Here is a 25,084-nt window from a genome sequence, read left to right on the forward strand (position 1 = left end):
CGCTCACTTATGGCCGTAAATACGGCCATAAGTGAGCGGGCGTTTCGGCTTTTGCGGCAATAGGTGAGCGGGCGTCGGATTAGAGCTGCAGGGTCATGGGGCGCTCCAGCCCGTTCACGGTGGCCACCGGCCAGCGCGGGTCAACAGTCAGGATACGGAGCCCGGATTCCGTGAGCTGGACCGTGTCCTCGATCTTGACGCCGGGTCCGGACGGGTTCCACGTAAACGCCTGGTCCAGCACCACCGTATCCGTGGCGTCGGCGGTGACGCGGGGATCGCGCCCCGCGTAACCGGCCGGGCCGCCCTGGTGGTGCTGTTCCCATTGGTCCGCGCCGAAGCCATGCCGGACGTAGGCGGCCTGGATCTCGGTGAAGATCCGGTCCAGCCGGGTGCCGGGAACCGTGGCATCGAAAATGTCCGCCTCCACCGCAGCGATGCGGGACTCGGCGTCGCGCTCCCCGGGAATTCCGGCGTCGAACCTGATCCAGCGGGTGACATTGGCAACCAGGCCGTCGCGGCGGGCGCAAACCACCGCCATGGCACGCCGGCCCAGGGGCGCGTGCGTGGCCAGGGGGTGCCGGAACGTGCTGCGGGAGCTGCCGTTGCACAGGAGCACCAGCGGCTCCGCACCGGCGGCCACGACCCGGGCGGCCAGCGCCGAAACCAGTGCGAATTCGGTAGTGTCCGGGCGGGCGGCGGACAGGACATCGGTCATGATGCGGGCAACGTCGGCGCTGAGCAGGGCATAGCGGGCGCTTTCCGCCGGAAGCAGGTGCTGGCGGGCGGCGCGCAGTTCTGCGGCAACCTCTGCCTCGGACAGCGGCGGCAGGGCGCCATTGCCGACGGCAGCCGCGGCCTGGTGCAGGTTCGCGTACCAGGGAACGGCATGCAGGTTGACTCCCAGCGGAAGCTCCTCGGCGGCGATCCTGCCGGCTTCGTTGTTGAACGTCACCAGGTGGTCGCCGTCGCGCGCAACAAGCAGGGCGGCGATGGGGTCGCCCGCCAGGCTGATGTGGACCCGGCTGCCGTCCAGGTACCAGGTCAGCGCCGTGTTGCTGGTGAGGAGCAGCGAATCCCGCCCCGCCGCGTCCAGGATGTCCAGGACGCGCCGGCGCTTGATGGCCCGGTCGCCCGGGGAGCCGGGAGCCAGGCGCGCCTCCTGCTGGGGAACGGCTGCGGCTGTGGTCTGGGTCATGACGGATCCCCTTGCTGGTTGATCAGTGTTTCGATGTCGGCAGTGGCCAGGAGTCCGTCGGCCACGAAAACGGTGACGTGCCGCCGCACCGGTGTGCCGGGTTCCGCGATGACGGGCGAATCCCACGCCAGCGACTGGCCGACGCCCGGGTAGCCGTCCACCCGGACGAACCATGGATCCGTGGAGTCCCGGGCAGCCACGAACACCAGGGTGGCCGGGCCGCCGTCGAACGTTCCTGACCAGGCGAGCCATGGTGTGATGCTGCCGTGGGCCTGCGACTCACCGGCGCCGGCGGGCGTCCAGACGGCAGGGGCCGCGCATTCGGGCAGCCGCCAGAAGAAGCCCCCGTAGCCACCCTCGAACCGGCCGTTGGAGCCCGGACTGCCCAGGCTGACCGGCGTGTTCCCGGCGGGCGACAGCGCAAAGTCCAGTGACAGCCGCCAGGCGGAGGGCGCGACGCCGGACCACGCCCAGGTGCGTTCCTCACGAAGCAGGGGGGAGCCGTCCGGCCCGTTCCAGCTCAGCGTCTCCTGCAGGACGCCGGGCAGGCCCGCGCCGGCGTCGGCCTGGAACGACGCTGTGCCGGTGCTTGCGATGCTGCCGTGGTCCGGGCGCCAAACGTACTGGCCGGCTTCCCTGGTGTAGGTGCGGCCGCCCCAGAAATTCACCCCGTCCACATCCTGCAGGGCCACGCCGGCACCAAGGTGCCAGACGTGGTCAAGGGGCTGGTGGTCCGTCACCGCCGTGCCGTTCAGGGTGCGCACCGGGTGCAGGTAGGGGCGCGGGGAGGATACTGCCCGGATATGGCTGCCGTCCTGGTATGCCGCCACCGGGTGGCCCTCAACGGTCAGCGTCCGGACCGGCGGAAGGGGACGGGCCCAGGGCACGCCCAGTTCTGCGAACGTTGCCTGTGCCTTGACTGCGCGCTCCAGCGTTCCGGAGATGCCCTGCACCACCGGATGGGCGTCGTCGCCCTCGCCTTTCCAGGTGATGAATTCGGTGCCGATCGGGGCAGGTGCCGGCGCTGTGCGGATAGCTTCCAGCACGGTGGTGAATGCTCCGGTGTCCTCCAGCGCGCACAGCAACGGCGTCCCGTTCGCCCGGGCATCCAGGAGGTTCTCAAGCAGGTCAGTCCGGCCGAAAGACTCCCGGCGCTCGCCGGCCGGGGTGGTGATGACGACGTGGTCCTCCGTGTAGGAGAGGGTGATCTCGCCCAGGGTTCCGTGCACCGTGACGGCCGGGTTGAGCTGTTCGGGGGCGCAGAGCGTGAGCGCGCAGAGCAGGGTCTCTCCGGCTGCGGTGCGGACCCGAAGAATGGACGTGTCGTCGCTTTCGGTGTCGTTGGCCCGGTACAGGTCCGTTTCCACCGTGCGGACGTCCGCGAGGGTATGCGCGCCCGCCAGGTGCAGCCCGGTGGCGACGGCGTGGGCCAGGGCGTTCGTGGCCACCCCGTCCACTACGTCCGTGCCGTCGAGGCTGCGCTTCCCTGCCCAGCGCGAGCGGTTGAAGTACGCTTTGGTGCGCAGCCATTGGCCGGTGGCGCTGAGCCCCAGGACGGTACCGATTTCACCCGCCTTTACCAGGTCCCGGATGGCGGGCAGGGCGTGGGAACCCAGGCTCTGGAAGCCCACCTGGACCAGGCGGCCGTGGTCCTTGGCGGCGGCAAGGACCTGTTCAAACTGCGCCAGGGATGCCACCGGTGGCTTTTCGACATAGACGTCCATCCCAGCGGACAGTGCAGCGATGGCCAGGGGAGCATGCGTCTGTATGGGGGTGGCAATAATGACGACGTCGGCACCCGGCTTGGCGGCCAGCAGCCGGTCCAGGTCCGGGTACACAGCCACTGAACCGGCCAGGCTGCCCGGCTGCGGCGGGTTGGGATCGGCGACGGCCACCAGTTCCAGGGCGCCGGCCTGTTCCAGCCGGGCCAAGTTGGCTAGGTGCCGTTCGCCGAAGCCGTGCACGCCCACCAGGGCTATGCGCGGAACGGCGGCAGGAGGTTTGGGCGCATTCTGGTGCCTGGATTCCGTGGAGGCGGCTTGCTGAATCATCGCGTGGGTCCTTGGGGGCGTTGCTGGTTGGGGGTCAGGAGGTGAGCGTTTCCGCCAGGAAGTCGAGGGCCTCGTCCTGCATGGCCGCCGTGAAGACGTGCCCGCCGGGCCAGAAGCTGCCGGCATACCTGTCCGTGCCGCTGTGCAGGGATTCGAGCAACTGGTGGGCCTTGCGCATCCCGACTTCCGGGAAGAGCTCATCCGCCAGGGCGTACTGGACCAGGAACCGGGCGGCCCCGGAGCGTGCGGTGAGCTCGGGCCAGTCGCCCAGGCGCCAGAGTCCCGGGGTTTGCAGCAGCCACGAATGTGCGTCGAGGTAAGCGGGAAAGAGGGACTCGAACGTGGTCATCATGCAGGTGACCACGGCGGCCCGGATGCGCGGGCTCAGTGCGGCGAGCGTGAGGGAACGGCCGCCACCGCCGGAGAAGCCAATGCACCCCAGACTGTCTGCATCGACGCCGGGCAGTGCGGCCAGGACGTCGAGGGCGGCAAGGTCGTCGTGGGCCACCATGCCGGCAAGACTGGTGCCGAGCAGCCCTGCCGCCTTGGCCACGGTGTCTTCATGGAAGCCGGCCGCGGCGTTGTACTCCTCCGCCTCGGAAGCCACGACGCCGTCCGCCCGCCACTGCGCCTGCCGTGCGTCAGCTGCCGCGGCGGTCCGCCAGGGCGGGGTGGAGAGGTCAAACCTGCGGCTGCCCCAGGCAAAGGTGTCATGGGCCAGGACAGCGAAACCCTGGCGGGCGATGCCGGTTGCCAGCGCACGGCCGTCATAGTGCCCTCCGCGTGCGGCAGCCGCGGACGGATGGGTTGTTGGGAGCTCCACCAGCCGGTCCGCGCCGCCGAACTTGTTTCCGCCGTGGCAGTGCAGGGCGAGGACGCCGGGCAGTGGTGCGGAAATTCCGGCCGGCCGGACCAGCCAGCCGGTGGTGCGCGGCCCGAAGCCCAACTGCCAGCTCAGCTCGGTGGTGGTGGCGTCGTCGTGCGTTTCCTCCCAGTGCACCCGTACTTCCAACGGCGCGGGGGCACCGGGCACGCCCAAGGCGTCCGAGAGTTCCTGCGCCGCGGCGGTGGCTGCCCGGTGGCGGGGATGGGCCCGGACGTAGGCAGGCCAATCGTCGTAGCCGGCGATGGCGCTGGGCCGCGTTGCCGTGAGCATGTGCCTGCCTCCTTTCATGGTTTTTGGTTGTGCATCCGTCCGCCGCGGCAGGGGTCAGGCGAGGTTTTGGTTGACCTCTGAAATCATGCCTTTGGCGGCGTCCCGTGGCGCGATCTTTCCGAAGAGTACATCCGTGTTGTAACGGTTCAAAACTTCCAGGGTTGCCGACGATCCCGCCGGGAAGGGCTTGGGTGCCGGGATCTTCATGGCCGCAATCCGGTCCAGGTAGGTGGCTTCCTTCTGCTGCGTTTCCTTAAGCAGGGGAGTGATGCCCGCCTTCAGTTCGGTGTTGGCGGGCATGCCGCGGTCGCTCTTGATCCTGGTGGCCGCGTCCATGTTGTTGACCAGGTAGTTGATGAACAGGGCCGCTTCCTTGGGCTGGGAGGATTTGGACGAGATGGCGTATTCCATCGAGGAACGCAGCCAGGCCCCCGGCGTCTTGCTTTCACCGGGAAGTTTCGTCATGACCAGCGGGGCGCCGGAGTAGGACGTCATCTGGTTGCTCCAGGAAATTTTCATTCCTTGCTTTCCCTGGCCCATCAGAGTCATCTCGGGCTGGGCGGACCCGTCCTCGACGGTCTGGGACGCGGAGGGGGCGCCTCCGGTTTCCATCAGCTTCTTGTTGAGCTCAAACCACTTGGCGAGCGTGTCCTCGCTGATGCCCATCTTCTTGCCGTCGTCCATGTACAGCTCCTGGCCGTTCTGGCGTGCCCAGGCGGCGAGGAAGGAGTCGTTGGCCATGGGGGTCGTGCCGAAGGTTCCGGCCGGCGACTTTTTGGTGATTTCCGCGGCGATCCGTGCGTAGTCGTCCCACGTCCAGGTTTCGTCGTCCGGCAGCGGCACGCCGGCGGCCTCGAAGACCTTGGGGTCCAGGACCATGGACATGGAGTTGACCCCAGCCGTAATGGTGTACTGCTTTCCGTTGATCTTGCCCAGGTCAACGGTCCCTTCGGCGAACTTCGAGGTGTCGATCTGGTCCTGGACCTTGGCAAGGTCCAGGAGGACGCCGCGGCTGGAGTATTCGCTGGGGTAGGCGCCGCTCATGGCGATCACGTCCGGGGTGGTTCCGCCGGCGATCTGGGTGGCCATCTTGTCCCAGTAGGAGCTGAATTCGGTGTTCTCGCCCTGGACCTTGATGGTGGGGTTGGCGGCTTCGAAGGCTTTGATGACCTCCATGGTGGTCTTCGCCCGGGAGTCGTTGCCCCACCAGGCGAACCGGATGGTGACGGGATCCTCCGCAGTCCCCACTTTCCCGGCCTGCGGGCTGTTGCCGCAGCCGGCAAGGACCATGGCCAGAGCGGCGGCGGCGCCGGTGATTCCCATGACTGATTTCCTGAGACCAAACCTCATTGTTGTCCCCCTCATTTTTGCTGGTCACGTCCCCCTGTTACGTAGAACAGAAAACGTTTTCTCAAAAACTAACAAAGGGCTGTACAGGAGTCAAGAAACCGTTTACTTTGGTACGGAGCCGCTTTCTAAAACGACTCTCCCGGCGGGCGGAGCCGCTCCAGCCCTGATGGGCATGCAGCGGGCCCGCCAAGGGAGTCCCGATCCCCCCATCGCCTCGCGATGACCGAAACGTGGAGGCCACGATGACCAAAGGAGACCACATGGCCGCAAAACATATTCCCAGGACGCGCCGTCCGGCCCTGCTGCCGGCCGCAGCGTTCCTGCTGTCCGGAACGGAGCAGCAACCGTGAGCGCCATCAGCGAACTGTCTTCGTTGAGCCGGCGGAAGGGTAAAGCGACAGCTGAGGAGAAGAAGGCCAACAGGCGGGACAACAAGGCCGCCTACATCTTCCTGCTCCCGTGGCTGGTGGGCCTGGTGGCCATCACCATCGGCCCCATGCTGATGTCCCTCTACCTGTCCTTTACGGACTACAACCTCCTGCAACCGCCCGAGTGGACGGGGCTGCACAACTTCACCAGGATGCTCAGCGATGCCCGGCTGCACAACTCCTTGCGGGTCACGTTTACGTACGTCCTGGTGGGTGTTCCACTCCAGCTGGCCGTGGCACTGCTGATCGCGCTCGTCCTGGATAAGGGGCTCCGCGGCCTTCCGTTCTACCGTTCGGTGTTCTACCTGCCGTCGCTGCTGGGCGGTTCAGTCGCCGTCGCCATCCTGTGGAAGCAGATCTTCGGCACCACAGGCCTGGTCAACCAGGTCCTGGCCATGTTCGGGATCCAAGGCCCCGGCTGGATTTCGGACCCCAGCACGGCCCTGGGATCCATCATCCTGCTGCACGTCTGGACCTTTGGTGCTCCGATGATCATCTTCCTCGCGGGCCTGCGCCAGATCCCCAACATGTACTACGAGGCGGCAAGGGTGGACGGTGCCACCACGCTTCAGCAGTTCTGGCGGATCACCCTGCCGATGCTGAGCCCGATCATCTTCTTCAACCTGGTACTGCAGATCATCGGTTCGTTCCAGTCGTTCACCCAGGCGTTCATCGTCTCCGGCGGCAACGGCGGACCTTCCGACTCAACGATGTTCTTCACCTTGTACCTCTACCAAAAGGGTTTCGGCCAGTTCGACATGGGCTACGCCTCAGCCATGGCGTGGGTGCTGCTGCTCATCATCGGCGTCTTCACCGCCATCAACTTCATCGCTTCTAAGTATTGGGTTTTCTATGACGACTAAGCTTGAGACGCTGCCCACCCCGGAGAAGAAGTCCGGGGGCGCCGGCAAGCCTACGAACCGCAAGCCCAGGGTCCGCGAGTCCCGGGGGACGCTGGCCTTCAGCAGGGCCCAGCGCGGTAAATCACTGATGAAGCACGGCATCCTGATCCTGGCCGGCGGCCTGATGATCTACCCGCTCCTGTGGATGGTAGTCTCCTCGCTGCGGCCGAACGACCTGATCTTCCGTGAACCGGGCCTGTGGCTGAACAGCCTGGAAATGAGCAACTACACGTCCGGATGGTCGGCCCTGACGCACCCGTTCGGCCACTACATGATCAACTCCGCGATCGTGGTGATCGGCTCGATCCTGGGCAACCTCATTTCCTGCTCGATGGCTGCCTACGCGTTCGCACGGCTGCAGTTCACCGCCAAGAAGCTGTTCTTCGGCATCATGCTGCTGACCATCATGCTCCCGTTCCACGTGGTGATCGTTCCGCAGTACATCCTGTTCTCGCAGATCGGCTGGGTGAATACTTTCTGGCCGCTGATCGTCCCCAAGCTGCTCGCCACGGATGCGTTCTTCGTCTTCCTCATGGTGCAGTTCATCCGCGGCATCCCCAAGGAACTTGACGAGGCCGCCAGGATCGATGGAGCCGGCCACCCGCGCATCTTCCTGCGCGTGATCCTGCCGCTGATGGTGCCTGCCCTGGCCACCACCACGATCTTCACGTTCATCTGGACCTGGAACGACTTCTTCGGCGCCCTGATCTACCTCACGGACCCGGATATGTTCACGGTTCCGGTGGCACTGCGCGCTTTCGTCGACTCGCAGTCCGCCACCAGCTGGGGATCCCTGTTCGCAATGTCCATCGTGTCCCTGCTGCCCGTCTTCCTGGTGTTCCTGTTCGGCCAGCGGTTCCTGATCAAGGGCATCGCCACCACGGGCATCAAATAGCAGCACGCGCCGCACGGCATCACCCTGCACCACCTTTTCGAACGGCCCGTCGCCAGCGGCGGGCCGTTCGCGTGTTTCGGGACGAAGGCATTTCCGGCTGCATCTTGTATTACAAGTACCCAACTTGTAGTATCAGATGCAGAAAGCGCTTTCATGGCGTGGGGCCGGCCTTCGAAACCTCGACGGCAACGCCCCCTGCCCAATCCCCACATCACCGCACCTGGATCAAAGAAGATCGGAGTTACACAGTGCCGCTATTTCCCCGTCCTGCATCCGCTGCCAAGCAGCCGGCAGGGGCACCACCCTCACGCGCATCGCGCCGAACCCGTACGGCAGGTGCGGTTGCGGCCGCAGTCGCCGCCGTTATGGCCCTCAGTGCCTGCGGCGGGGGAGCCACTCCGCAGAACGCTGACGGAACCGTTGAGCTTCGCTTCTCCTGGTGGGGCGGCGACAAACGCGCCCAGCTGACACAGGAAGCCATCAAGCAGTTCGAAGCCGAAAACCCCAAAATCAAGATCAAGCCGGAGTTCGGCGACTGGAGCGGATACTGGGACAAGCTCGCCACCCAGGTGGCAGCCAACGACGCCCCGGACATCATCCAAATGGACGAAAAATACATCACGGAGTACTCCAGCCGCGGGGCTCTCCTGGATCTTTCCAAATACGATATCGACACCTCCAAACTGGATGAGGCGGCCCTGAATGCGGGCAAGAGCCAGAAAGGCCTGACGGGCATCGCGGCCGGCATTAACGCCGCCACCATCCTGGCCAATCCCGCAGTTTTCCAGGCCGCCGGAGTTCCGCTGCCGGATGACACCAAATGGACCTGGGAAGACTTCGGCCGGATCGCCGCCGAAATCACCGCGAAGTCGCCCAAGGGCACCTACGGCGCGGCAGCCTACGGAACGGATGAGGCCTCCCTGGGAGTCTGGCTCCGGCAGGACGGCAAGTCCCTGTACACATCCGACGGCAAGTTGGGCTTTGAGTCCGGTGACATCGCCGAATGGTGGGCGTTCCTGAAGGAGCTGAGCCAGAAGAAGGCAGTGCCCTCCGCATCCGAGGTGGTTGAGGCTGAGGCCGCTCCCCTTGACCAGAGCGGCCTGGCGACCGGCAAGAATGCGATGGCGTTCTGGTGGTCCAACCAGGCTCCGGCCCTGGAGAAGGCGAGCGGCGGAAACCTCAAGATCCTGCGGTTCCCCACCAAGACGGGATCCGCGGCCGATGCGAAGCTTTGGTACAAGGCCTCGCAATTCTGGTCAGCTTCCTCGCGCACCAAGCACCCGCAGGAAACTGCCAAGTTCATCAACTTCCTGACCAACAACGTCAAAGCCGGCGAAGCGCTCCTGGCGGACCGTGGTGTCTACCCCAACTCGGACGTCCGGGCAGCCATCCAGCCCAAACTAACCCCGGCCGACGTCAAGGTGGTCAGCTTCATCGACCAGATCAAGGGTGAACTCGGCGAGGCCCCGGCGCCGCCGCCGAAGGGTGCGGGAGCGATCCAGGAAATCATCAAGCGGTACACCTCGGAAGTCCTGTTTGACCGCCTGTCACCGGCCGACGCCGGCAGGAAGGCCACCGACGAGATGAAGTCCGCCATCAGCAGCTGATCTGCACGCCGCCAACATGGCTCCGGACACCTCGGGCGGGTATCGCCCCACCCGAGGCGTCCGACGGCGGGTGGCAGCTCCGCCCCGGCGGGAACCGATGGTTCCTTCCGGGGCGGAGTTGTTTCCCAGGCCGGTGCCGCCGTCGGCCGTTCTCTATGTCCTGTGCCTAGCCCTCCGCCACCACCGCGACCCCGCCGGCAGGAACGGTGCCCGGGAACGGCTCACCGGTCAGCAGGTCCACACCGGTGGCGGAGACGGTGGCATCCGTCCTCGTGTGGTTGATCGCGAACAAGAAGCTGCGCCCCTCGGCGGACAGGCGTCGTACCAATTCCACCCCGGGATCGGCAGCGGCAACGGGGGAAACGCCTGATTCGGCCAGCAGCCTGTCCATCAGGGCCTCAATGCCGTCGGCGTCGGGGAAGGTGGCCAGGTACCAAGCCGCCCCTGACCCAACAGCCCGCCGGGTCAGGGAAGGGACGCCCTCAAGGGGGTATTCGGTAAACGCCTGCACTGCCTCGGCGCCGGCCAGGTGGACGTGTTCGCTCCAGATGGACGAGGTGGTCCCGTCGCTCAACTTCAGCTGGGCCCCGGCCAGCAGCGGGTGGAACTCCTCCACCCGGACACCCAGGAGATCCCGGAACGCGCCCGGGTAGCCGCCGAGCCGCACATGGTCCTGAGCGTCCACGATGCCGCTGAAATAGCTGACCAGGACGGTTGCACCGGCAGCGGCGGCAGCAGCGACATTGGCGGCGGACTCGTCGGACACGGCGTACAGCGTGCACACCAGTACCAGGTCGTAGCTTTCCAGCGACGCTGACGGATGCACCAGGTCCACGGAGACTCCGCGCAGGACCAACGCCCGGTGGAGCGCCCTCAGCAGGCCCAGGTACTTCACGTCGATGCTGGGCTTGGAGTCGATTTCACTGGCCCACCATGCCTCGTAGTCAAAGACAATGGCGGCACGCGACTGGACCCGCGAACCGCGCACGGGTTCGAGGCGTTTCAGGGCTGCGCCGAGCTCCACCACCTCACGCCAGACCCGCGTGTCCCGTCCCCCGTGCGGCACCATGGCGGAGTGGAACTTTTCGGATCCCGCGAAGCTCTGGCGCCACTGGAAGAACATCACGGCGTCCGCCCCGCGGCCCACGTGCGCCAACGAGTTCCGCAGCATCTCGCCGGGCATTTTCGGCTGGTTGCGGGGCTGCCAGTTGACGGCTGACGTCGAGTGTTCCATCAGGATCCACGGGTCGCCGCCCGCGATGCCCCGGGTCAGGTCCGCGCTGAACGCGAGTTCGATGTGCCGTTCGGGGTCGGCTGCCACGAGGTAGTGGTCGTTGGCGATGACGTCCAGGTCTTTGGCCCAGCTGAAGTAGTCCATGGATTTGGTGGCACTTGAGGCCATCAGGTTGGTGGTGCAGGGGACCTCGGGGGTCACCTCGCGAAGGACGGCCACCAGCTCCCGGTAGTAGTCCATCAGGGCCCATGAATTGAACCGCTGGAAGTCCAGTTGCTGGCCCGGGTTCAGGGTGGACGGGGCGACGGCGGGCGGCAGGATTTCGTCGAATGAGCCGTAGTTCTGGGACCAGAATGCTGTGCCCCAGGAAGCGTTCAAGGCATCGATGCTCCCGTACCGGCGTTCGAGCCAGGCGCGGAAGGCGGCGGCGTCTTCTTCCCCGTAGAACTCCGAGACGTGGCAGCCCAGTTCGTTGTCCACGTGCCACAGCGCCAGCGCGGGGTGGTCCTTGTAGCGTTCGGCGAGTGCGCGGGTGATCCCGGCGGCGTAGCGGCGGTAGGCGGCCGACGACGGCGTGTAGTGCCGCCGTGAGCCCGGTCCCAGCACGGTCCCGTCAGCCGTGACCGGCAGGAATTCGGGGTGTTTGCGGACCAGCCAGGCTGGAGGCGCGGCGGTGGCGGTGGCCAGGGCCACTTTCACGCCGATCGCGGCCAGGTTGTCCAGAACCTCGTCCAGCCAGCCGAACTCGTAGTGCCCTTCGGCGGGTTCCAGCAGGGCCCAGGAGAAGATGCCGACGCTGAGGAAATTCACCCCCGCTTCCTGCATGAGGTCAAGATCTTCCAGCCGTACACCCTCGGGCCATTGCTCGGGGTTGTAGTCGCCGCCGAATGCGATGCCCCCCACGTTGCTCCAAACGCTCGATGGGCCTGTGCTTTCCTGCTGTGTCATGGGACTCCTTTGTCAACTGGGGGGCTGGGTTGCAGTGAGGAAACGCTTTCTTGGAAACCGCTTGCCCGGCGCCTTGGAAAACGCTTGCCCATTAATCCGAATGCAGCTATTGTATCGTTTCAGAAGCCGTGTTAGCCAGCTCACTACTTTCGTTGTAGACCGAGCCGGGGCAGGCACCCATCGAGCAAGGAGGCTCCCGTGATCAACAGAAGGCATTTCCTCACAACCGTGGCCATCGGCACCGCATCTGCCGCAGCCCTGGCAGCCTGTGGGAACGGAGGCAGCTCGTCCGGCCAGACCGGATCCGCTGAGAAGCCCGTCACCATCAACTACACCTGGTGGGGCAACGACGACCGCGCCGAGCGGACACGAAAGGCGATCGCCCTCTTCGAGTCCAAGAACCCGGACATCAAGGTCAACGGCAACTTCACGGACTTCGCCGGCTACTGGCAGAAGCGCGCCACCGAAGCGGCCGGCGGCGGCCTGCCTGACGTGATGCAGTGGGACCTGTCCTATCTGCGCGATTACGGCCAGCGCAACCAGCTCCTGGACCTGGGCACGGTGAAGATCGATACCTCCGCGTTTGAGAAATCACTCCTGCCGTCCGGCCAGATCAAGGGCAAGACCTACGGCATCCCCACCAGCACCAACGCCTTCGCGGTCTACTACGATCCCGCCAAGCTGGCCTCCCTGGGCATCGCCGAACCCACCGGCAAGTGGACCTGGTCCGAGTTCCAGGCGTTCCTCAAGGAAGTTGGGGACAAGGGCAACGGCACCCTCTACGGCTCCACGGACTTCACCGGTGTGTGGTGGCAGTTCAACATCTGGCTCCGCCAGAAGAATATCCAGGCCTTCACCAGCGACGGGAAGCTGGGATTCAGCAAGGACGACCTGAAGACGTGGTGGAACCTCAACTCGAAGCTGCGCGGCACCCAGGCCATCGTGCCCGAAGACAGGGTGACCCAGCTCAAGCCCAAGTCGCCGTTCGGCTCCAACGTCAGTGCCGCCGAGGTCACCTGGGACAACTTCATGGCCGGATACCTGGCTGACAGCGGCGCCAAGCAACTCAAGCTGGCGCCGGTACCCTCGGACGACCCGAACAACCTGGGCCTGTTCCTGAAGCCGTCCATGCTGATGGTGGCCAGCGCCAAGACCAAGTTCAAGGACGCTGCCGCACGCTTCATCGATTTCATGGTCAACGATCCCGAGGTGGGCCAGATCTTCAAGACCTCCCGCGGCGTTCCGGCCTCCAAGACCCAGCGCGACGGCACCACCTTCGACGGCGCCGACAAGCTGGTGGTCGATTACGAGAAGTCCATCGAGCAGTACCTCAAAGACGCACCCGAGCCGCCCATCGTCGGTTTCGGCACGCTGGAAGCCTCGTTCGGCCGGATCGCCTCCGACCTCAACTACGGCAAGCTCACCGTTGACGGTGCCGTCGACGCGTGGTTCAAGGAAGCCGAAGACCTCATCAAGCAGAACGCCTGATCCGGCCAGTGCCTGATCGAGTGTTCACGACTGACGGATTGAACTCGTGACTCAAAGCCCAACCCTGAGCAGGCGCCAGGGGCACTCCCGTACCGCGTTGCCGCGCAAGTCGCGGCAGCGCGGGGCGGATGCCCGCGCCGGTTACACCTTCCTGCTGCCCTGGCTGCTGGGTTTCATCGCCCTGACGGTCGGGCCGATGATCTCCTCGCTGTACCTCTCGTTCACCAACTACAACCTGTTCGAGCCGCCCAAGTGGATCGGCTTCGACAACTACGCCACCCTCTTCCAGGACGAACGCTTCCTGCAGTCCGTGGGCGTGACCCTGTCCTACGTGGTCTTCGGCACCCCGCTCAAACTCGCCGCGGCCCTGGCGGTGGCGATGCTCCTGAACAGCAAGCGCCGCGGCCAGGGCTTCTACCGGTCGGCGTTCTACGCCCCGTCCCTGATCGGGGCCTCGGTGTCCATCGCGATCGTCTGGAAAGCCATGTTCGGCGATTCAGGACCCGTGGACCAGGGCCTGTCCTTCTTCGGGATCAACATCGGCGGCTGGGTGGGGAACCCGTCCATGACCATGCCCATGATGATCCTGCTGACCGTGTGGCAGTTCGGCGCCCCGATGGTGATCTTCCTGGCGGGCCTGAAGCAGATCCCGGGCGACCTCTACGAGGCGGCATCGATGGACGGCGCCGGCCCGGTCCGGAAGTTCTTCAACATCACCTGGCCCATGCTCTCCCCGGTGATCTTCTTCAACCTCCTGATGGAAACCATCCACGCGTTCCAGATCTTCGCGTCGGCCTACATCATCTCCAACGGTGACGGCGGCCCCGCCGGCTCCACCCTCTTCTACACCCTCTACCTGTACCTGCGCGGCTTCAGCGACTTCCGGATGGGCTACGCCTCGGCCATGGCCTGGCTCCTGGTGATCGTCGTCGGCATCATCACGCTGATCTTCTTCCGCACCTCCAAGTCCTGGGTCCACTACAGCGGTGATGCAAAATGACAACCACGGCAACCCCCGTCCAGCCGGCCCCCGGCGCCACCGCCCCGGCCTACAATCCGAAATCCGAATCCACCACCGCCAAGCGCGCCAAGAGCGCCATCTTCCACGCCGCAGCGCTCGTGCTGACCTGCGTGGTGCTCTATCCGGCCCTGTGGATGGTCGCCTCCGCTTTCAAACCCAACTCCGAAATCGGCGGCCAGAACACCTCGCTTTGGTCCAACAACTTCAGCTTTGACAACTTCGCCACCGCGATGGACGGCATCGGCGGGGTCTCCACCCTGCAGTTCTTCACCAACTCGCTGATCCTGGCCATTGGCGCCGTCGTCGGCACCATCCTCTCCGCGAGCGTGTCCGCCTACGCCTTCGCCCGGATCAAATTCCCCGGCCGCAGCGTGTTCTTCGGCATGATGATCGCCACCTTGCTGCTGCCGTTCCACGTGGTGATCATCCCGCAGTACATCATCTTCCAGCAGCTTGGACTGGTGGACACCTATGTCCCCCTGCTCATCGGCAAGTTCCTCGCCGGAGACGCATTCTTCGTGTTCCTCATGGTCCAGTTCATGCGCAACCTGCCCGCCGAACTCGACGAAGCAGCCCGCATCGACGGCGCAGGGCACGTCCGGATCTTCACCTCCATCATGCTGCCCCTGATGAAACCGGCCCTGATCTCCACCTCGATCTTCTCCTTCATCTGGAGCTGGAACGACTTCCTGGGCCCGCTGCTCTACCTGAACACCCCCGACAAATACCCGCTGCCCCTGGCCCTGCGCCTCTTCGTGGACCAAACCCAGTCCTCGGACTACGGCGCCATGATCGCCATGTCCGTCCTGGCCCTGCTCCCCGTGCTGATCTTCTTCCTGATCTTCCAGCGGTACATCGTCGAGGGCGTTTCCACCCAGGGCCTCAAGGGCTAACGGCAACGGAGGGAAAAATGAGCGCCATGGACAGCACCACACCCGCCTCCGGCCACGAGCCCATCCCGGTCAACCGGTTTGCCCTGTTTTCCGAAACCCTCCTGGCAGGCCTGCTGGTGCTTGTGCTGTCCATTCCGCTGGTGACCATCCCGGCCGCCTACGCGGCCGGCATCGCCCACCTGGAACGGCACCTGGCGGGCCGGGATGATTCCGTCCGCGGACTCTGGAGCCTTTTCAAGGCGGCCCTGCCCGGCAGTTGGAAGCTGGGACTCACGACGGCGGCAGCCGCCGTCGTGATTGTCCTCAACCTCCTGCTCGCCTGGGTGGGGCAACTGCCCGGCCGTGGTGTGGTGCTTCCCGCCACCTTCGTCCTGGCGGCCGGGGCGGCGATCGTGCTGCTCCGCACCGCCTCGGCCTGGACCGACACAACCGGCCTAGGCACTCCCGCGGGGGACTCCTGGCGCGCGGCCCTCCGGGCCGGCCAGGCAATGTCCCTGCGCGACTGGACCGGTTCGCTGCTGCTCGCGGCCGCGCTGTTCTGCGCTGTGGTGTTCGTCTGGATGCTCGCGGCGCTCTTCGTGGTGGTCCCCGGCACCCTGATCCTGGCGGCGGCGGCAGTAAAACTGCGGTCCGGCCGGCCCCGACGCTAGCTGTGCCGTTCCGCCGCGCCCGAACCGAACAACGCGCCCGTACCGCACAACGCGTCCGCCCCGGGCCCGGCCAGCCCCGCTGGTACCACCCTCTGAAGCAGCACAACTACCGGCTGTTCCTGGCGATGCAGCTTGCCGGCAGCCTGGGGGTGTGGATGCAGCGCCTGGCCCAGGACTGGCTGGTGCTGCAGCTGACCGGAAGCCCCGCAGCGGTGGGCGCCGCCGTCGCCCTGCAGTTCCTGCCCATGCTGGTGGTGGGCCCGCTGGCCGGACTGGTGGTGGACCTCTTCCCCAAGCGCCGGATCATGATGGTGTGCCAGTCCGTCATCGTGCTGCTGGGCATTGGCCTCGCTGCCTGGGCCGCGAGCGGCACCCTGACGGTGTGGGTGGTGTACGCCAGCTGCGTCGCCTTGGGCATCACCGCGGCGGTGGACCAGCCCACCAGGCAGGTCTTCGTCAATGAAGTGGTGGGGGACGCCGCGCTGCGGCCGGCCATCGGACTGAACAATGCACTGTCCCAACTGGGCGGCATGGCCGGGCCGGCATTGGGCGGGGTCCTCATCGCCCAGGCCGGACCGGCGGCGGCCTTTGCCGCCAACGCGCTGATCGGCATGGTTGTCCTGGGCCTGATCACGGCCATCCGGACCAACGAGCTGCATCCAGGCCCGCGCGCCCAGCGCGGCCGCGGCCAGGTGCTTGCCGGCCTCCACTACGTCCGGGAGCGGCCACGGCTGCTCCTCCTCATCCTGCTCGCCGGCCTCCTGGGCGCCTTCGGGATGAACGGGCCGGTGGTCCTGGCGGCGTTCGCCGAGCGGGTGTGGCACAACGGCGTGGAAGGCTTCGGCCTGTTCAACACCGTCAGCGCCATCGGCGCCCTGGCCGGGGCCCTCCTCGCCGCCCGGTTGGGCACCATGGGACGGAAAGGCATTGTGGCCGCGGCGGCCCTCTTCGGTTTGTCCCAGCTGCTGGCGGCGCTCATGCCCACCGTGGGCCTCTTCATCGCCATGCTGGTGGTGGTGGGCATGATGACGCTGCTGTTCCTCACCAGCGCCGCCACAGCCGTCCAGCTCGAGGCCGGTCCCGCCATCCGCGGCCGCGTCATGGCCCTGTACCTGCCGCTCCTGCTGGGCGGCCATGCGCTGGGCGGCCTCCTGGCAGGCTGGCTGACCGAGCAGTTCGGGGTCCGGGCGGGCCTGGTGGCCACCGGCTGCCTGGGCATGCTGTCCGCCGTGGTCATTGGCCTCCTGCTCTGGCGGCACGGGCGGCGCACCCGGCGCGCGGCGCCACCTACCGGGGCGTGAACGTCCAGGTGCCGGTGTGCACGCGGAATTCCCTGGTGGCGCCGTCCGCGGCGCCCACCGGGGCCGAAGGTACGACGTCGGCATCCGCAGACGGCCCCTTGACCCCGTAGGTGCCGGCGGGCAGCCGCACGGTGGCAGTGGTGCCCGGTGGAACCGTGCACTCCAGCTCCACCGAACCACCGCGCCTGCGCCAACTGGCCCGCACGTATCCGTTGGCCGCCGGAATCCTGCCGCGGGCGTGCTCCAACCGGCACAGCGGCGGTTCGATCACAACCCCGGTGCCGCCGGGCACGGCGTACCGGATGCCGAGCAGGTGCTCGAGGATCTCCTTGAGCACGGACGCGGACCAGGCGTGCGACTGGCTGTAGTCGGTCCCCTCGGCCAGGTCCCAGGCTTCCCAGGTGAAGGTGGCTCCGCGGTCCAGGAGCCGTGCCCAGCCCGGCTGGTCTTTGTTGGTGAGAAGGTCCAGGACGGCGTCCAGGCGGCCTTGGTTCACCAGGGCACGGACCAGCCGGTGCACCGTCATGGGGCCCTGGCGCATGCCCATTCCGGCGATCCGGGCGGCATCGGCGTCTGCATGCCCGGGATCCGTGATGCCCAGTGAGAGCGGGAAGGACGTGGCGTGCTGGGAAGCATGGGAACTGGGTGTCCCGTCCTCGTGCAGCCCGTCCACCATCACCCCGCCAACCCGCAGGCGGCCGCGGATCACACCGGCCAGCGCGCGGGCCGCCGTGGCGTAGCGGACGGCCGAGTCTTCCTCGCCGGCCGCGGTGCACAGCCGTGCCGTTGACACCAGCGCCGAGTAGGCCTGGGCGTTGACGGTGGTCTTGGCCGCGCACTCCATGTCATAGCCGAACCGGCCCGGTGCGGGCCAGTCGACGATGCCGTGCAGGTAGGGCCCGGAGCCGCCGCCCAGCCTGGTGACCAGTCCCGCCGTCGGGCCTTCCGCCGGAATGCAGCGCAGCGCGTAGTCGGCCGTGTCGCACAGGTGGGGGAGCAGTTCGTGGACCAGGCCCAGGTCTCCTGAGCGCAGGTGGTACTCCTCCGCCCACTCCGGCAGCATCAGGGAGAAATCGGGGATGTCGCGCTTGCCGTCGCCGTTGGGATAGACGGCGTTGTACCGGCCCTTGTCCGCCCCGGTGTTCCAGTAGCGGCGGGCTGACCAGGCGAATTCCCGCAGTGCCTGCGCCGTGTAGGCGTGTTCGCCGAAGAACGCCATGGTGGCGTTGGAAATGTTGGCGGCGTCGGCCAGGAACTGGCCTTTTTCCCGGGTGGGTGTGTCCACGAACTGTTCCTGGACACCGTAGAGCGCAGAGTCGCGCAGCAGCCCGACGACCTCGTCCAAGACGGGGTCGGAGCTGTTGAAGCTGCCCTCGCCGGGGTGGCGGCCGTAGACCGTGACGGCGCCAACGCGCGAGACGTCCGCGGCCTCCACGCCCGGCAATTCCAGGTAGCGGAAGCCCAGGTGGACCGAGGCCCGGAACTGCTGGGGCCCGGCGGTTTGGGTGTAGGGGAAGGACATGTCCGTGTTCTGGCTGGGGGTCTTGCCGGCATCCACCCTTCCGTCCGGGCGGAGGACGTAGCCGGCACGGAGCATGACCGTGCGCCCCGGGACGCCGGCCAGGAAGTCCACCTCGGGCCGGGCCGGGATGACGCGCCCGAAGTCCGCCACCATGGTGCCGTCCTCCGCTGCAAGGAACTGCCGCGGTGCCACGAACTCCCCGCCCAGGAACGTCCGGCGGGCGTGCAGCCGGGGAAAGTCCGACGACGGGTGCAGGCCAAGGCTGATGGCGGCAGGAAGGTCTTCGGTGATGTCCAAGGACGCTGCGGCCTCGCCGTCCAGGTGCTCCACGGGGTCGCCCTCGTCATTGCGGTAGCCCGACTGGCGGTACGGGGCCTCGCCGGCACGCCAGCCAGGGCCCGAGGCAAGGACGTCGCGCCGTCCGTCGTCGTAGTCAACGCTCAGCCTGACCAGCAGGCCGGGAACGCCTGCGGCCCGGCCCTGGCCCGGACCGTACCAGTGGAGGAGGGCCGTCACCGGCACGGGCGTGCCGGCCGGATGTGCCGCCAGGACCCCGGTGACGTCGGCGGCATCGTAATACCCCTCGCCGGGGTAGCCGAAGGACGTGGTGCTGAGGCAGGGCGTTCCGGCCACCGAAACCTGCGCGTGGTGGTGTGCCGCCACGAAGAGCCTGGCCCGCCGGACCGTCCCGTCCAGCGCCATGGTGCCCCGGAACAGGGTCCACTCGTCGGGCTGGCGGTGGCCGGTGGTGCGCTCCCAGTGGGCCAAGGACGCAAGCGCGTCGTCCTCGCCTGCATCAAAATGGTGGTCCAGCAGGACGTCCCCGGAACGGCCGGGAACCCCTCCGGTGATTTTGAGCCGCGCGTACTCCGCCTGGCTCCGGGGTCCCTGGTGCAGGGCGGCCCGTCCGCCGTTGTCCGGGGACGCCGCGAGGTCAACCGCCAGCAGTTCAGTTCCGTCCAGCGACACGCGGATGCTTTGCCCGTCGTCGCTGATGTCCAGGTCCTGCCACGATCCGGGGCCAGGTTGCCGGTCTCGCGCCGGTTCGGCGGTCCCCAGCACCTCGGACTCCGGGGCGGCGGGGGAGGGGATTTCCCAGTCCGGAGTGCGGCGGAGTACCAATTCTCCGGCCGGGCCCAGTTCGAGCAGCAGGCCCGTCCCGGGTCCGCTGCTCCGCAGGATAATGCCGCCCTTGCCCATGACGGGCCGGAGCCGGGCCTGGATCCGGACACTGCGGACTGCGGGGCACGGAAGAGGCAGGAACGGGGAGCCGGCCACCCGCAGGGCGCCGTTGTGGATTTCCAGCGGTGCGCGTCCGCCAGGGGCCCGGCTGATCCAGCCGGCCTGCCAGGACGCATCCGTCAGGCCGGTGCTGAAGGGTTGCGGGGAAGACCAGGAGCCCGGGTTGCCGGCAGCATCGCGGATGCGTACGTGCCAGGCGAAGTCGGAGTCGTCCGCCAGGGCGGGACCGCTGTAGGGCACGCCGCGCTGGGACGCGGAAGCTACAGGGCCCGAACCCCACACCAGCGCGCCCCGGGTGTCCCGGACCTCAATCTCGTAGCCGGTCTGCCGTGCCAGGGCGGGAGCGTCGCCGTCGCTCTGTGCCAGCTGCCAGCTGAAGCCGGGGGCTGGTGAAGCAGTCAGGCAGGGGGATAGTCCGTCCGTCAGGAGGTTGACTGCGTGCAGGTGCCCGGCGCCGGGATCCTGGCCGCCCATCAGGAGGCCGGAATATCGAAGGTGGCCGGGGCGGCGGCGGCCCAGGGGAGTCCAAGTTCGCTGAAGGTGGCGTGCTCCCGGCCCGCTCGTTCCAGTGCGTCTTCAACGCCTGCCACGACGGCGTGGGCTGAGTCGCCGTCGCCCTCCCACCGGACGTAGGCGGGATCGATGGGGGAGGGCAGCGGCGCCGTCCGGATGGCTTCCAGCACCAGCATGAAAGCTCCGCTGTCCAGCAGGCTGCTGGTGAGCGGGACGCCGGAGGCGCGGTGGGCCAGCAGGTTCTCGGTGAGGTCATCGCGGCCATACGTTTGCTCGGTGCGTCCGGCTGCGGTCTCAATGCTGAGCCGGTCCTCGGTGTAGTGGAACACGGCGGTACCGGCCGAGCCCTGGAGGGTCACGTAGGGCTCAACGGATTCGGACGCACAGATGGTCAGCGCGCAGGTGATGGGCAGGCCTGGAGTGGTGCGGATCCGGATCACGGAGGTGTCATCCGATTCGATGTCATTGGCCCGGTACAGCTCGGTCTCCACGGCTGCGATGTCCGCAGTGGTGCGCGCCCCGGCAATCCGGAGGGCGGTTGCCACGGCATGCGCCAGCGGATTGGTGGCGACGCCGTCCACCACGTCCACCCCGTTGATGCTGCGTTTCCCGGCCCAGCGCGAGCGTTTGTAGTAGGCCCGGTCCCGGACCCAGCGGCCGGTGGCCGAGATGCCCTCCAAGGTGCCGATGGTGCCGGCCGCGAGCAGTTCCTCGATGGCCCGCAAGGCGTGCGAACCGAGGCTTTGGAACCCGATCTGGACGCCGCGGCCGGAATCCGCCGCCGCGGCACACAACCGGTTGAAATCGGCAAGGGACGCGACCGGAGGTTTTTCCAAGTACAGCTCCGCATCGGTGGAAAGGGCAGCCAGGGCCAGCGGAGCGTGCGTCTGGATGGGGGTGGCCACGATGACCAGGTCAAGGTCCCCGGTCGCCTGGAGGAGTTCGTCGAGCCCGGGGTGGATGGCGGCCGACGGCGGCACGGCACCTGGTGCCGGCGGCTGCGGATCGGCAACCGCCATTAGCTCGACGACGCCTGCCGCCTGCAGGCGTTCGAGGTTCCGGAGGTGGTGGGTGCCAAAGCCGTGCACGCCCACCAGTGCCACCCGCGCCGCAGTTATCGGGGCGGTTCCGGCGTCCTTGCCGGCCGCTTCCGTTGCCGTTCCCATGGTTCTCCGTCCTGCCCGTCCGGGCACCAGCTCGTAGCGCCCGCGGTCATTCAGCAAGCGCTTTCCACCTTTCAGTGTGCGGCATGAAGGCATTGCCAGTCCAGCTATGTAACGATTCAAAATTTCACTTGACCGGGGTGCGGGTGGGGGTCTAGATTTTCGAGAAACCGATTACCAGCGTGATGCGGGACACTTTCCGCTTCGCCTCTGCAACGATGGAGAACGGAAGGGAGCCCAGCCATGCTGTCCGGGACCTTCAGTGCGCGTGCCTATTCATTTTTTGACACGCTCGCATGGATTGCGGGCCTGAACCTGCTGTGGATCGCGTTCACCCTGATGGGCGGCGGCATCCTTGGTGCCGGGCCGGCCACGGCCGCGGCGCACATCCTGGTGCGCAAGCGGGCCCGAGGGGAGGCGGCTCCGCTGGTGCGCGGATTTGCTGCCGGATACACCAGGAATTTTGGCCGCGCGAACATCCTTGCGCTGCCGGTCATGGCCGTCTCCGTGGCGCTTGCCCTGAACTGGAATTACTTTTCGGCGGGGCGCGGGCTCTTCCCGCAGCTCATGGCGGCCGGCATTTTTGTTGCCGCAATCTTCCTGGCCGGTGCGGCGTGCTACGTATTTCCCCTGTACGCCCGCTACGAACTGCCGCTGCGGCAGTACCTGCTGACGTCGTCGCGGTTTGCCGTGCGGCATCTTGCGGGAACGGTCATCCTGCTGTTCGTCACCGCCGCCGCGGCATACGCCAGCGCGGCGCTCCCAGGCCTGATTCCGTTTTTCAGCATCGGAGTCTGGCTCTTCCTGACCGGCTGGCTCTGCGACCGCTTCTTCACCGCGAATGACGAATCGGTAGCCGAAGCGCTGGCTGGGGAACCGAACGGCCGGGCCGCCCTGCAGGGAGCCTCCACCGCCTGACCGCCCTCCCCCCGGGTGCGGCTCCGCCATGCCGGCTTCTAAATGAAACGTATCAATACTGGCCTCGAGGCCCAATGAACCCCAATGAAGTGGAAAAGGAAGAATATGATCCGCAGGAAACTTTCCCTGGCCGCCGCCGTCGTCACCGCCGCGGCCCTGTCCCTCACGGCCTGCAGCGGAGGTGACGCACCGGCCGCCGACCTCACCTCGGTGTCCATCATGGCGCCCTTCCTCGAGGCGCAGCCGCCGGGCGCGGACGGCGCAGTGCAAAAGAAACTGGAGGAGATCACCGGCAAGCAGGTGAAGATCAACTGGGCTCCCAACGCCTCCTACGAGGACAAGACCAACATCACCCTGGCGGGATCGGACATCCCCCAGGTCATGGTGATCCAGGGAAAGAGCCCCGGGTTCGTCAAGAACGCCCAGGCCGGCGCCTTCTGGGACCTCACCGGCAAGCTGGACAAGTACCCCAACCTCAATACCACCTACCCGGACATCCAGCAGAACGCCAGCGTCAACGGCAAGGTCTACGGCATCTTCCGCGGCCGCGCCCCGATGCGGACCGCGGTCATGTTCCGGCAGGACTGGCTGGACAAGCTGGGCCTGCAGCCGCCCAAGACCGTGGAGGACCTGTACAAGGTGGCGAAGGCATTCACGGAGCAGGACCCGGACGGCAACGGCAAGAATGACACCTACGGGATCACCATCCCCAAATGGGGCGCACTGGGAAGCAACAGCCCGTACGACGTCATCGAGGAATGGTTCGGGGCCGGCAACCGCTGGACCGAGCGGGACGGAAAGCTGGTACCGAGCTTCGAGACCGACGAGTTCCTCCAAGCGGACCGCTTCATCAAGAAGATGGTGGACGAGAAGCTCATCAACCCCGACTTCGCCACGTTCGACAGCACCAAATGGAATGAGCCGTTCTTCAACGGCAAGGGCGGCATCATCGTGGACGTCGATTCCCGGGTCAGCGTCCTCATCAATCTCTTCAAGCAGGCAGATCCCAACACCTTCCAGAACAAAGTGGGCTTCGTGGGCAACCTTGAAGGCCCCGACGGCAAGCTGCACGCCCACCCCACCGACGGCTACTCCGGCTTCCTGGCCGTCCCGAAAGCGAGTGTCCGGACGGAAGCCGAACTGGACAAGGTCCTGGAATTCCTGAACACCCTGAACGGCAAGGACGCCGGCATCCTCCTGAACAACGGCATTGAGGGCGTCAACTTCACGGTGGTGGACGGCAAGGCCGCACCGGTCAAGCCGGAGACGGACGCCAGCAAGGCCGTCACCACGGACATCAAGAGCTACGCCCAGCTGGGCATGAATGTTGCCGGCAACCAGTTCTACCCGGTCAAGCAGGCCAGCGACTACGAGCAGCAGGTCTTCGACAAGCGCACGGACGTCATGGCGGCGGACCTCAAGAGCGCCGTCTACAACCCGGCAGCGCCTTACGTTTCCGCCACCTACGTCGCCAAGGGAGCCCAGCTGGACAACATCGTGGCCGATGCCCGGATCAAATACCTGGCCGGCCAGATCGATGAGCAGGGGCTGAAGGATGCCATCAAGCTGTGGGGCACCAGCGGCGGCGACAAGGTCAAGGAAGAGATCAACAAGCTCTGGCAGGACAACAAGTAAATGGCGGCCCCCGTCGTCGAGGCTGAGGCACGGGCGGCCACCCGGCCGCCCGTGCGGGAACGGAAGAACGGCAGGTTCTCCGTCCATTTCGCGCACTACAAGTGGCTGTACCTGCTGCTGCTGCCCGGCGTGGTGTACTTCGCGGTGTTCCGGTACGCCCCCATGTATGGCGTATCCATCGCGTTCAAGGATTACGTCCCCTTCCTGGGGGTGAACGGCAGCCCCTGGGTGGGAGTGCAGAACTTCACGGATTTCTTTGCCAACCCGGATTTTCCCCGGCTGTTGGGCAACACCCTGATCCTGGCGTTCCTTAACCTGGGCATCGCGTTCCCGCTGACTATCGTCCTGGCCTTGCTGCTCAATGAGGTACGCCTGTCCGTCCTCAAGCGCACGGTCCAGACCCTGGTGTACATCCCGCACTTCCTGTCCTGGACCATCGTGGCGTCCTTGAGCTTCCTGCTGTTCGCCCTGGACATCGGCCCGCTGTTCCAGTTCCTGAACAACGTCATGGGCACGAACATCGATTTCCTCTCAGATCCGGCCTGGTTCCGGCCCCTGATCGTGCTGCAGGACATCTGGAAGAACACCGGCTGGGGCACCATCATCTTCCTGGCCGCCCTGGCCACAGTGGACCAGGACCAGTACGAGGCCGCGATCATCGACGGCGCCGGCCGGTTCCGCCGGGTCTGGCACATTACGCTTCCCGCGATCCGGTCCACCATCATCGTGATGCTCATCCTGGCTATCGGGCAGATGCTCAACACCGGCTTCGAACAGATCTACCTGATGACCAACGCGCTCAACCGCGAGGTGGCGGACGTCTTTGACACCTACGTCTACTTCGTGGGCATCACCCAGGGCGCCTACAGCTACTCCACCGCCGTGGGCCTGTTCAAATCCCTGGTGGGCATCGTGCTGATCTTCGGCACCAACTGGCTGGCCAAACGATTCAACCAGAGCGGACTGTTCTAG

18 protein-coding genes are annotated in these 25,084 nt (G+C 66.4%); 11 read left to right on the top strand and 7 right to left on the bottom strand.

What is annotated here, in order from left to right; translation table 11 throughout:
- Positions 1-79 precede the first annotated feature (79 nt).
- Genes ACFVVC_RS06660 through ACFVVC_RS06675 form a run of 4 tightly spaced genes read right to left on the bottom strand, consistent with a single transcriptional unit; the run spans position 80 to position 5,725 of the window.
- The gene (locus ACFVVC_RS06660; protein WP_387450436.1) at positions 80-1,195 is read right to left on the bottom strand and encodes a M24 family metallopeptidase; all 1,116 of its coding nucleotides are present in this window, start codon (positions 1,193-1,195) and stop codon (positions 80-82) included.
- Positions 1,192-3,246: a DUF6807 family protein gene (locus ACFVVC_RS06665; protein WP_387450438.1), complete on the bottom strand. Its 2,055-nt coding sequence runs from the start codon at positions 3,244-3,246 to the stop codon at positions 1,192-1,194. Before ACFVVC_RS06665 ends, ACFVVC_RS06660 begins: the two co-directional genes overlap by 4 nt.
- Before the next feature lie 34 nt (positions 3,247-3,280).
- Complete coding sequence (locus ACFVVC_RS06670) at positions 3,281-4,402, bottom strand: acetylesterase (protein WP_387450440.1); 1,122 nt, start codon at positions 4,400-4,402, stop codon at positions 3,281-3,283.
- Positions 4,403-4,456: 54 nt separating this feature from the next.
- Positions 4,457-5,725 (bottom strand): ABC transporter substrate-binding protein, encoded by a 1,269-nt coding sequence (locus ACFVVC_RS06675; RefSeq protein ID WP_387450442.1) that lies wholly within the window; start codon positions 5,723-5,725, stop codon positions 4,457-4,459.
- 373 nt (positions 5,726-6,098) lie between these two features.
- Here ACFVVC_RS06675 and ACFVVC_RS06680 point away from each other — a divergent pair, with 373 nt between their 5' ends.
- The 3 genes from ACFVVC_RS06680 to ACFVVC_RS06690 all read left to right on the top strand — a co-directional run bounded on the left by ACFVVC_RS06680 (position 6,099) and on the right by ACFVVC_RS06690 (position 9,584).
- Complete coding sequence (locus ACFVVC_RS06680; RefSeq protein ID WP_387450444.1) at positions 6,099-7,043, top strand: carbohydrate ABC transporter permease; 945 nt, start codon at positions 6,099-6,101, stop codon at positions 7,041-7,043.
- Positions 7,033-7,977, top strand: a complete 945-nt coding sequence (locus ACFVVC_RS06685) for a carbohydrate ABC transporter permease (protein ID WP_387450446.1) — start codon at positions 7,033-7,035, stop codon at positions 7,975-7,977. Before ACFVVC_RS06680 ends, ACFVVC_RS06685 begins: the two co-directional genes overlap by 11 nt.
- Before the next feature lie 248 nt (positions 7,978-8,225).
- Positions 8,226-9,584: an ABC transporter substrate-binding protein gene (locus tag ACFVVC_RS06690; protein ID WP_387450448.1), complete on the top strand. Its 1,359-nt coding sequence runs from the start codon at positions 8,226-8,228 to the stop codon at positions 9,582-9,584.
- A 166-nt stretch (positions 9,585-9,750) separates the two neighbouring features.
- Here ACFVVC_RS06690 and ACFVVC_RS06695 read toward each other — a convergent pair whose 3' ends face one another.
- Positions 9,751-11,766, bottom strand: a complete 2,016-nt coding sequence (locus ACFVVC_RS06695) for a beta-galactosidase (protein WP_387450450.1) — start codon at positions 11,764-11,766, stop codon at positions 9,751-9,753.
- Between the two features lie 198 nt (positions 11,767-11,964).
- Here ACFVVC_RS06695 and ACFVVC_RS06700 point away from each other — a divergent pair, with 198 nt between their 5' ends.
- The 5 genes from ACFVVC_RS06700 to ACFVVC_RS06720 all read left to right on the top strand — a co-directional run bounded on the left by ACFVVC_RS06700 (position 11,965) and on the right by ACFVVC_RS06720 (position 17,119).
- The gene (locus ACFVVC_RS06700) at positions 11,965-13,254 is read left to right on the top strand and encodes an ABC transporter substrate-binding protein (protein WP_387450452.1); all 1,290 of its coding nucleotides are present in this window, start codon (positions 11,965-11,967) and stop codon (positions 13,252-13,254) included.
- Positions 13,255-13,300: 46 nt separating this feature from the next.
- On the top strand, positions 13,301-14,254 hold the full coding sequence (locus ACFVVC_RS06705) for a carbohydrate ABC transporter permease (RefSeq protein WP_387450454.1): 954 nt from the start codon (positions 13,301-13,303) through the stop codon (positions 14,252-14,254).
- Positions 14,251-15,168, top strand: coding sequence for a carbohydrate ABC transporter permease (locus tag ACFVVC_RS06710; RefSeq protein WP_387450456.1), 918 nt, complete (start codon positions 14,251-14,253; stop codon positions 15,166-15,168). Before ACFVVC_RS06705 ends, ACFVVC_RS06710 begins: the two co-directional genes overlap by 4 nt.
- Positions 15,169-15,185: 17 nt before the next feature.
- Positions 15,186-15,818 carry a Poxvirus protein I5 gene (locus ACFVVC_RS06715; protein ID WP_387450458.1) on the top strand — a complete coding sequence of 211 codons (633 nt, stop codon included), beginning with the start codon at positions 15,186-15,188 and terminating at the stop codon, positions 15,816-15,818.
- 125 nt (positions 15,819-15,943) lie between these two features.
- Positions 15,944-17,119, top strand: a complete 1,176-nt coding sequence (locus tag ACFVVC_RS06720) for an MFS transporter (RefSeq protein ID WP_387451127.1) — start codon at positions 15,944-15,946, stop codon at positions 17,117-17,119.
- On the opposite strand, the gene ACFVVC_RS06725 is transcribed toward ACFVVC_RS06720, so the two are convergent.
- The gene (locus tag ACFVVC_RS06725) at positions 17,106-20,357 is read right to left on the bottom strand and encodes a family 78 glycoside hydrolase catalytic domain (RefSeq protein WP_387450459.1); all 3,252 of its coding nucleotides are present in this window, start codon (positions 20,355-20,357) and stop codon (positions 17,106-17,108) included. The genes ACFVVC_RS06720 and ACFVVC_RS06725 overlap by 14 nt on opposite strands.
- Positions 20,357-21,562 (bottom strand): Gfo/Idh/MocA family protein, encoded by a 1,206-nt coding sequence (locus ACFVVC_RS06730; RefSeq protein WP_387450461.1) that lies wholly within the window; start codon positions 21,560-21,562, stop codon positions 20,357-20,359. The genes ACFVVC_RS06725 and ACFVVC_RS06730 overlap by 1 nt, the downstream gene beginning before the upstream one ends.
- A 240-nt stretch (positions 21,563-21,802) precedes the next feature.
- Between ACFVVC_RS06730 and ACFVVC_RS06735 the strand changes: the two genes are divergently transcribed.
- The 3 genes from ACFVVC_RS06735 to ACFVVC_RS06745 all read left to right on the top strand — a co-directional run bounded on the left by ACFVVC_RS06735 (position 21,803) and on the right by ACFVVC_RS06745 (position 25,084).
- Positions 21,803-22,477, top strand: coding sequence for a YesL family protein (locus tag ACFVVC_RS06735; RefSeq protein ID WP_387450463.1), 675 nt, complete (start codon positions 21,803-21,805; stop codon positions 22,475-22,477).
- Positions 22,478-22,582: 105 nt separating this feature from the next.
- A complete protein-coding gene (locus tag ACFVVC_RS06740) occupies positions 22,583-24,112 on the top strand; it encodes an extracellular solute-binding protein (protein WP_387450465.1) in 1,530 nt (509 codons plus the stop codon).
- Positions 24,113-25,084 (top strand): ABC transporter permease, encoded by a 972-nt coding sequence (locus ACFVVC_RS06745; RefSeq protein ID WP_387450466.1) that lies wholly within the window; start codon positions 24,113-24,115, stop codon positions 25,082-25,084.

It is taken from the genome of Pseudarthrobacter sp. NPDC058196 (genome assembly GCF_042882685.1).
Lineage (GTDB): Bacteria > Actinomycetota > Actinomycetes > Actinomycetales > Micrococcaceae > Arthrobacter.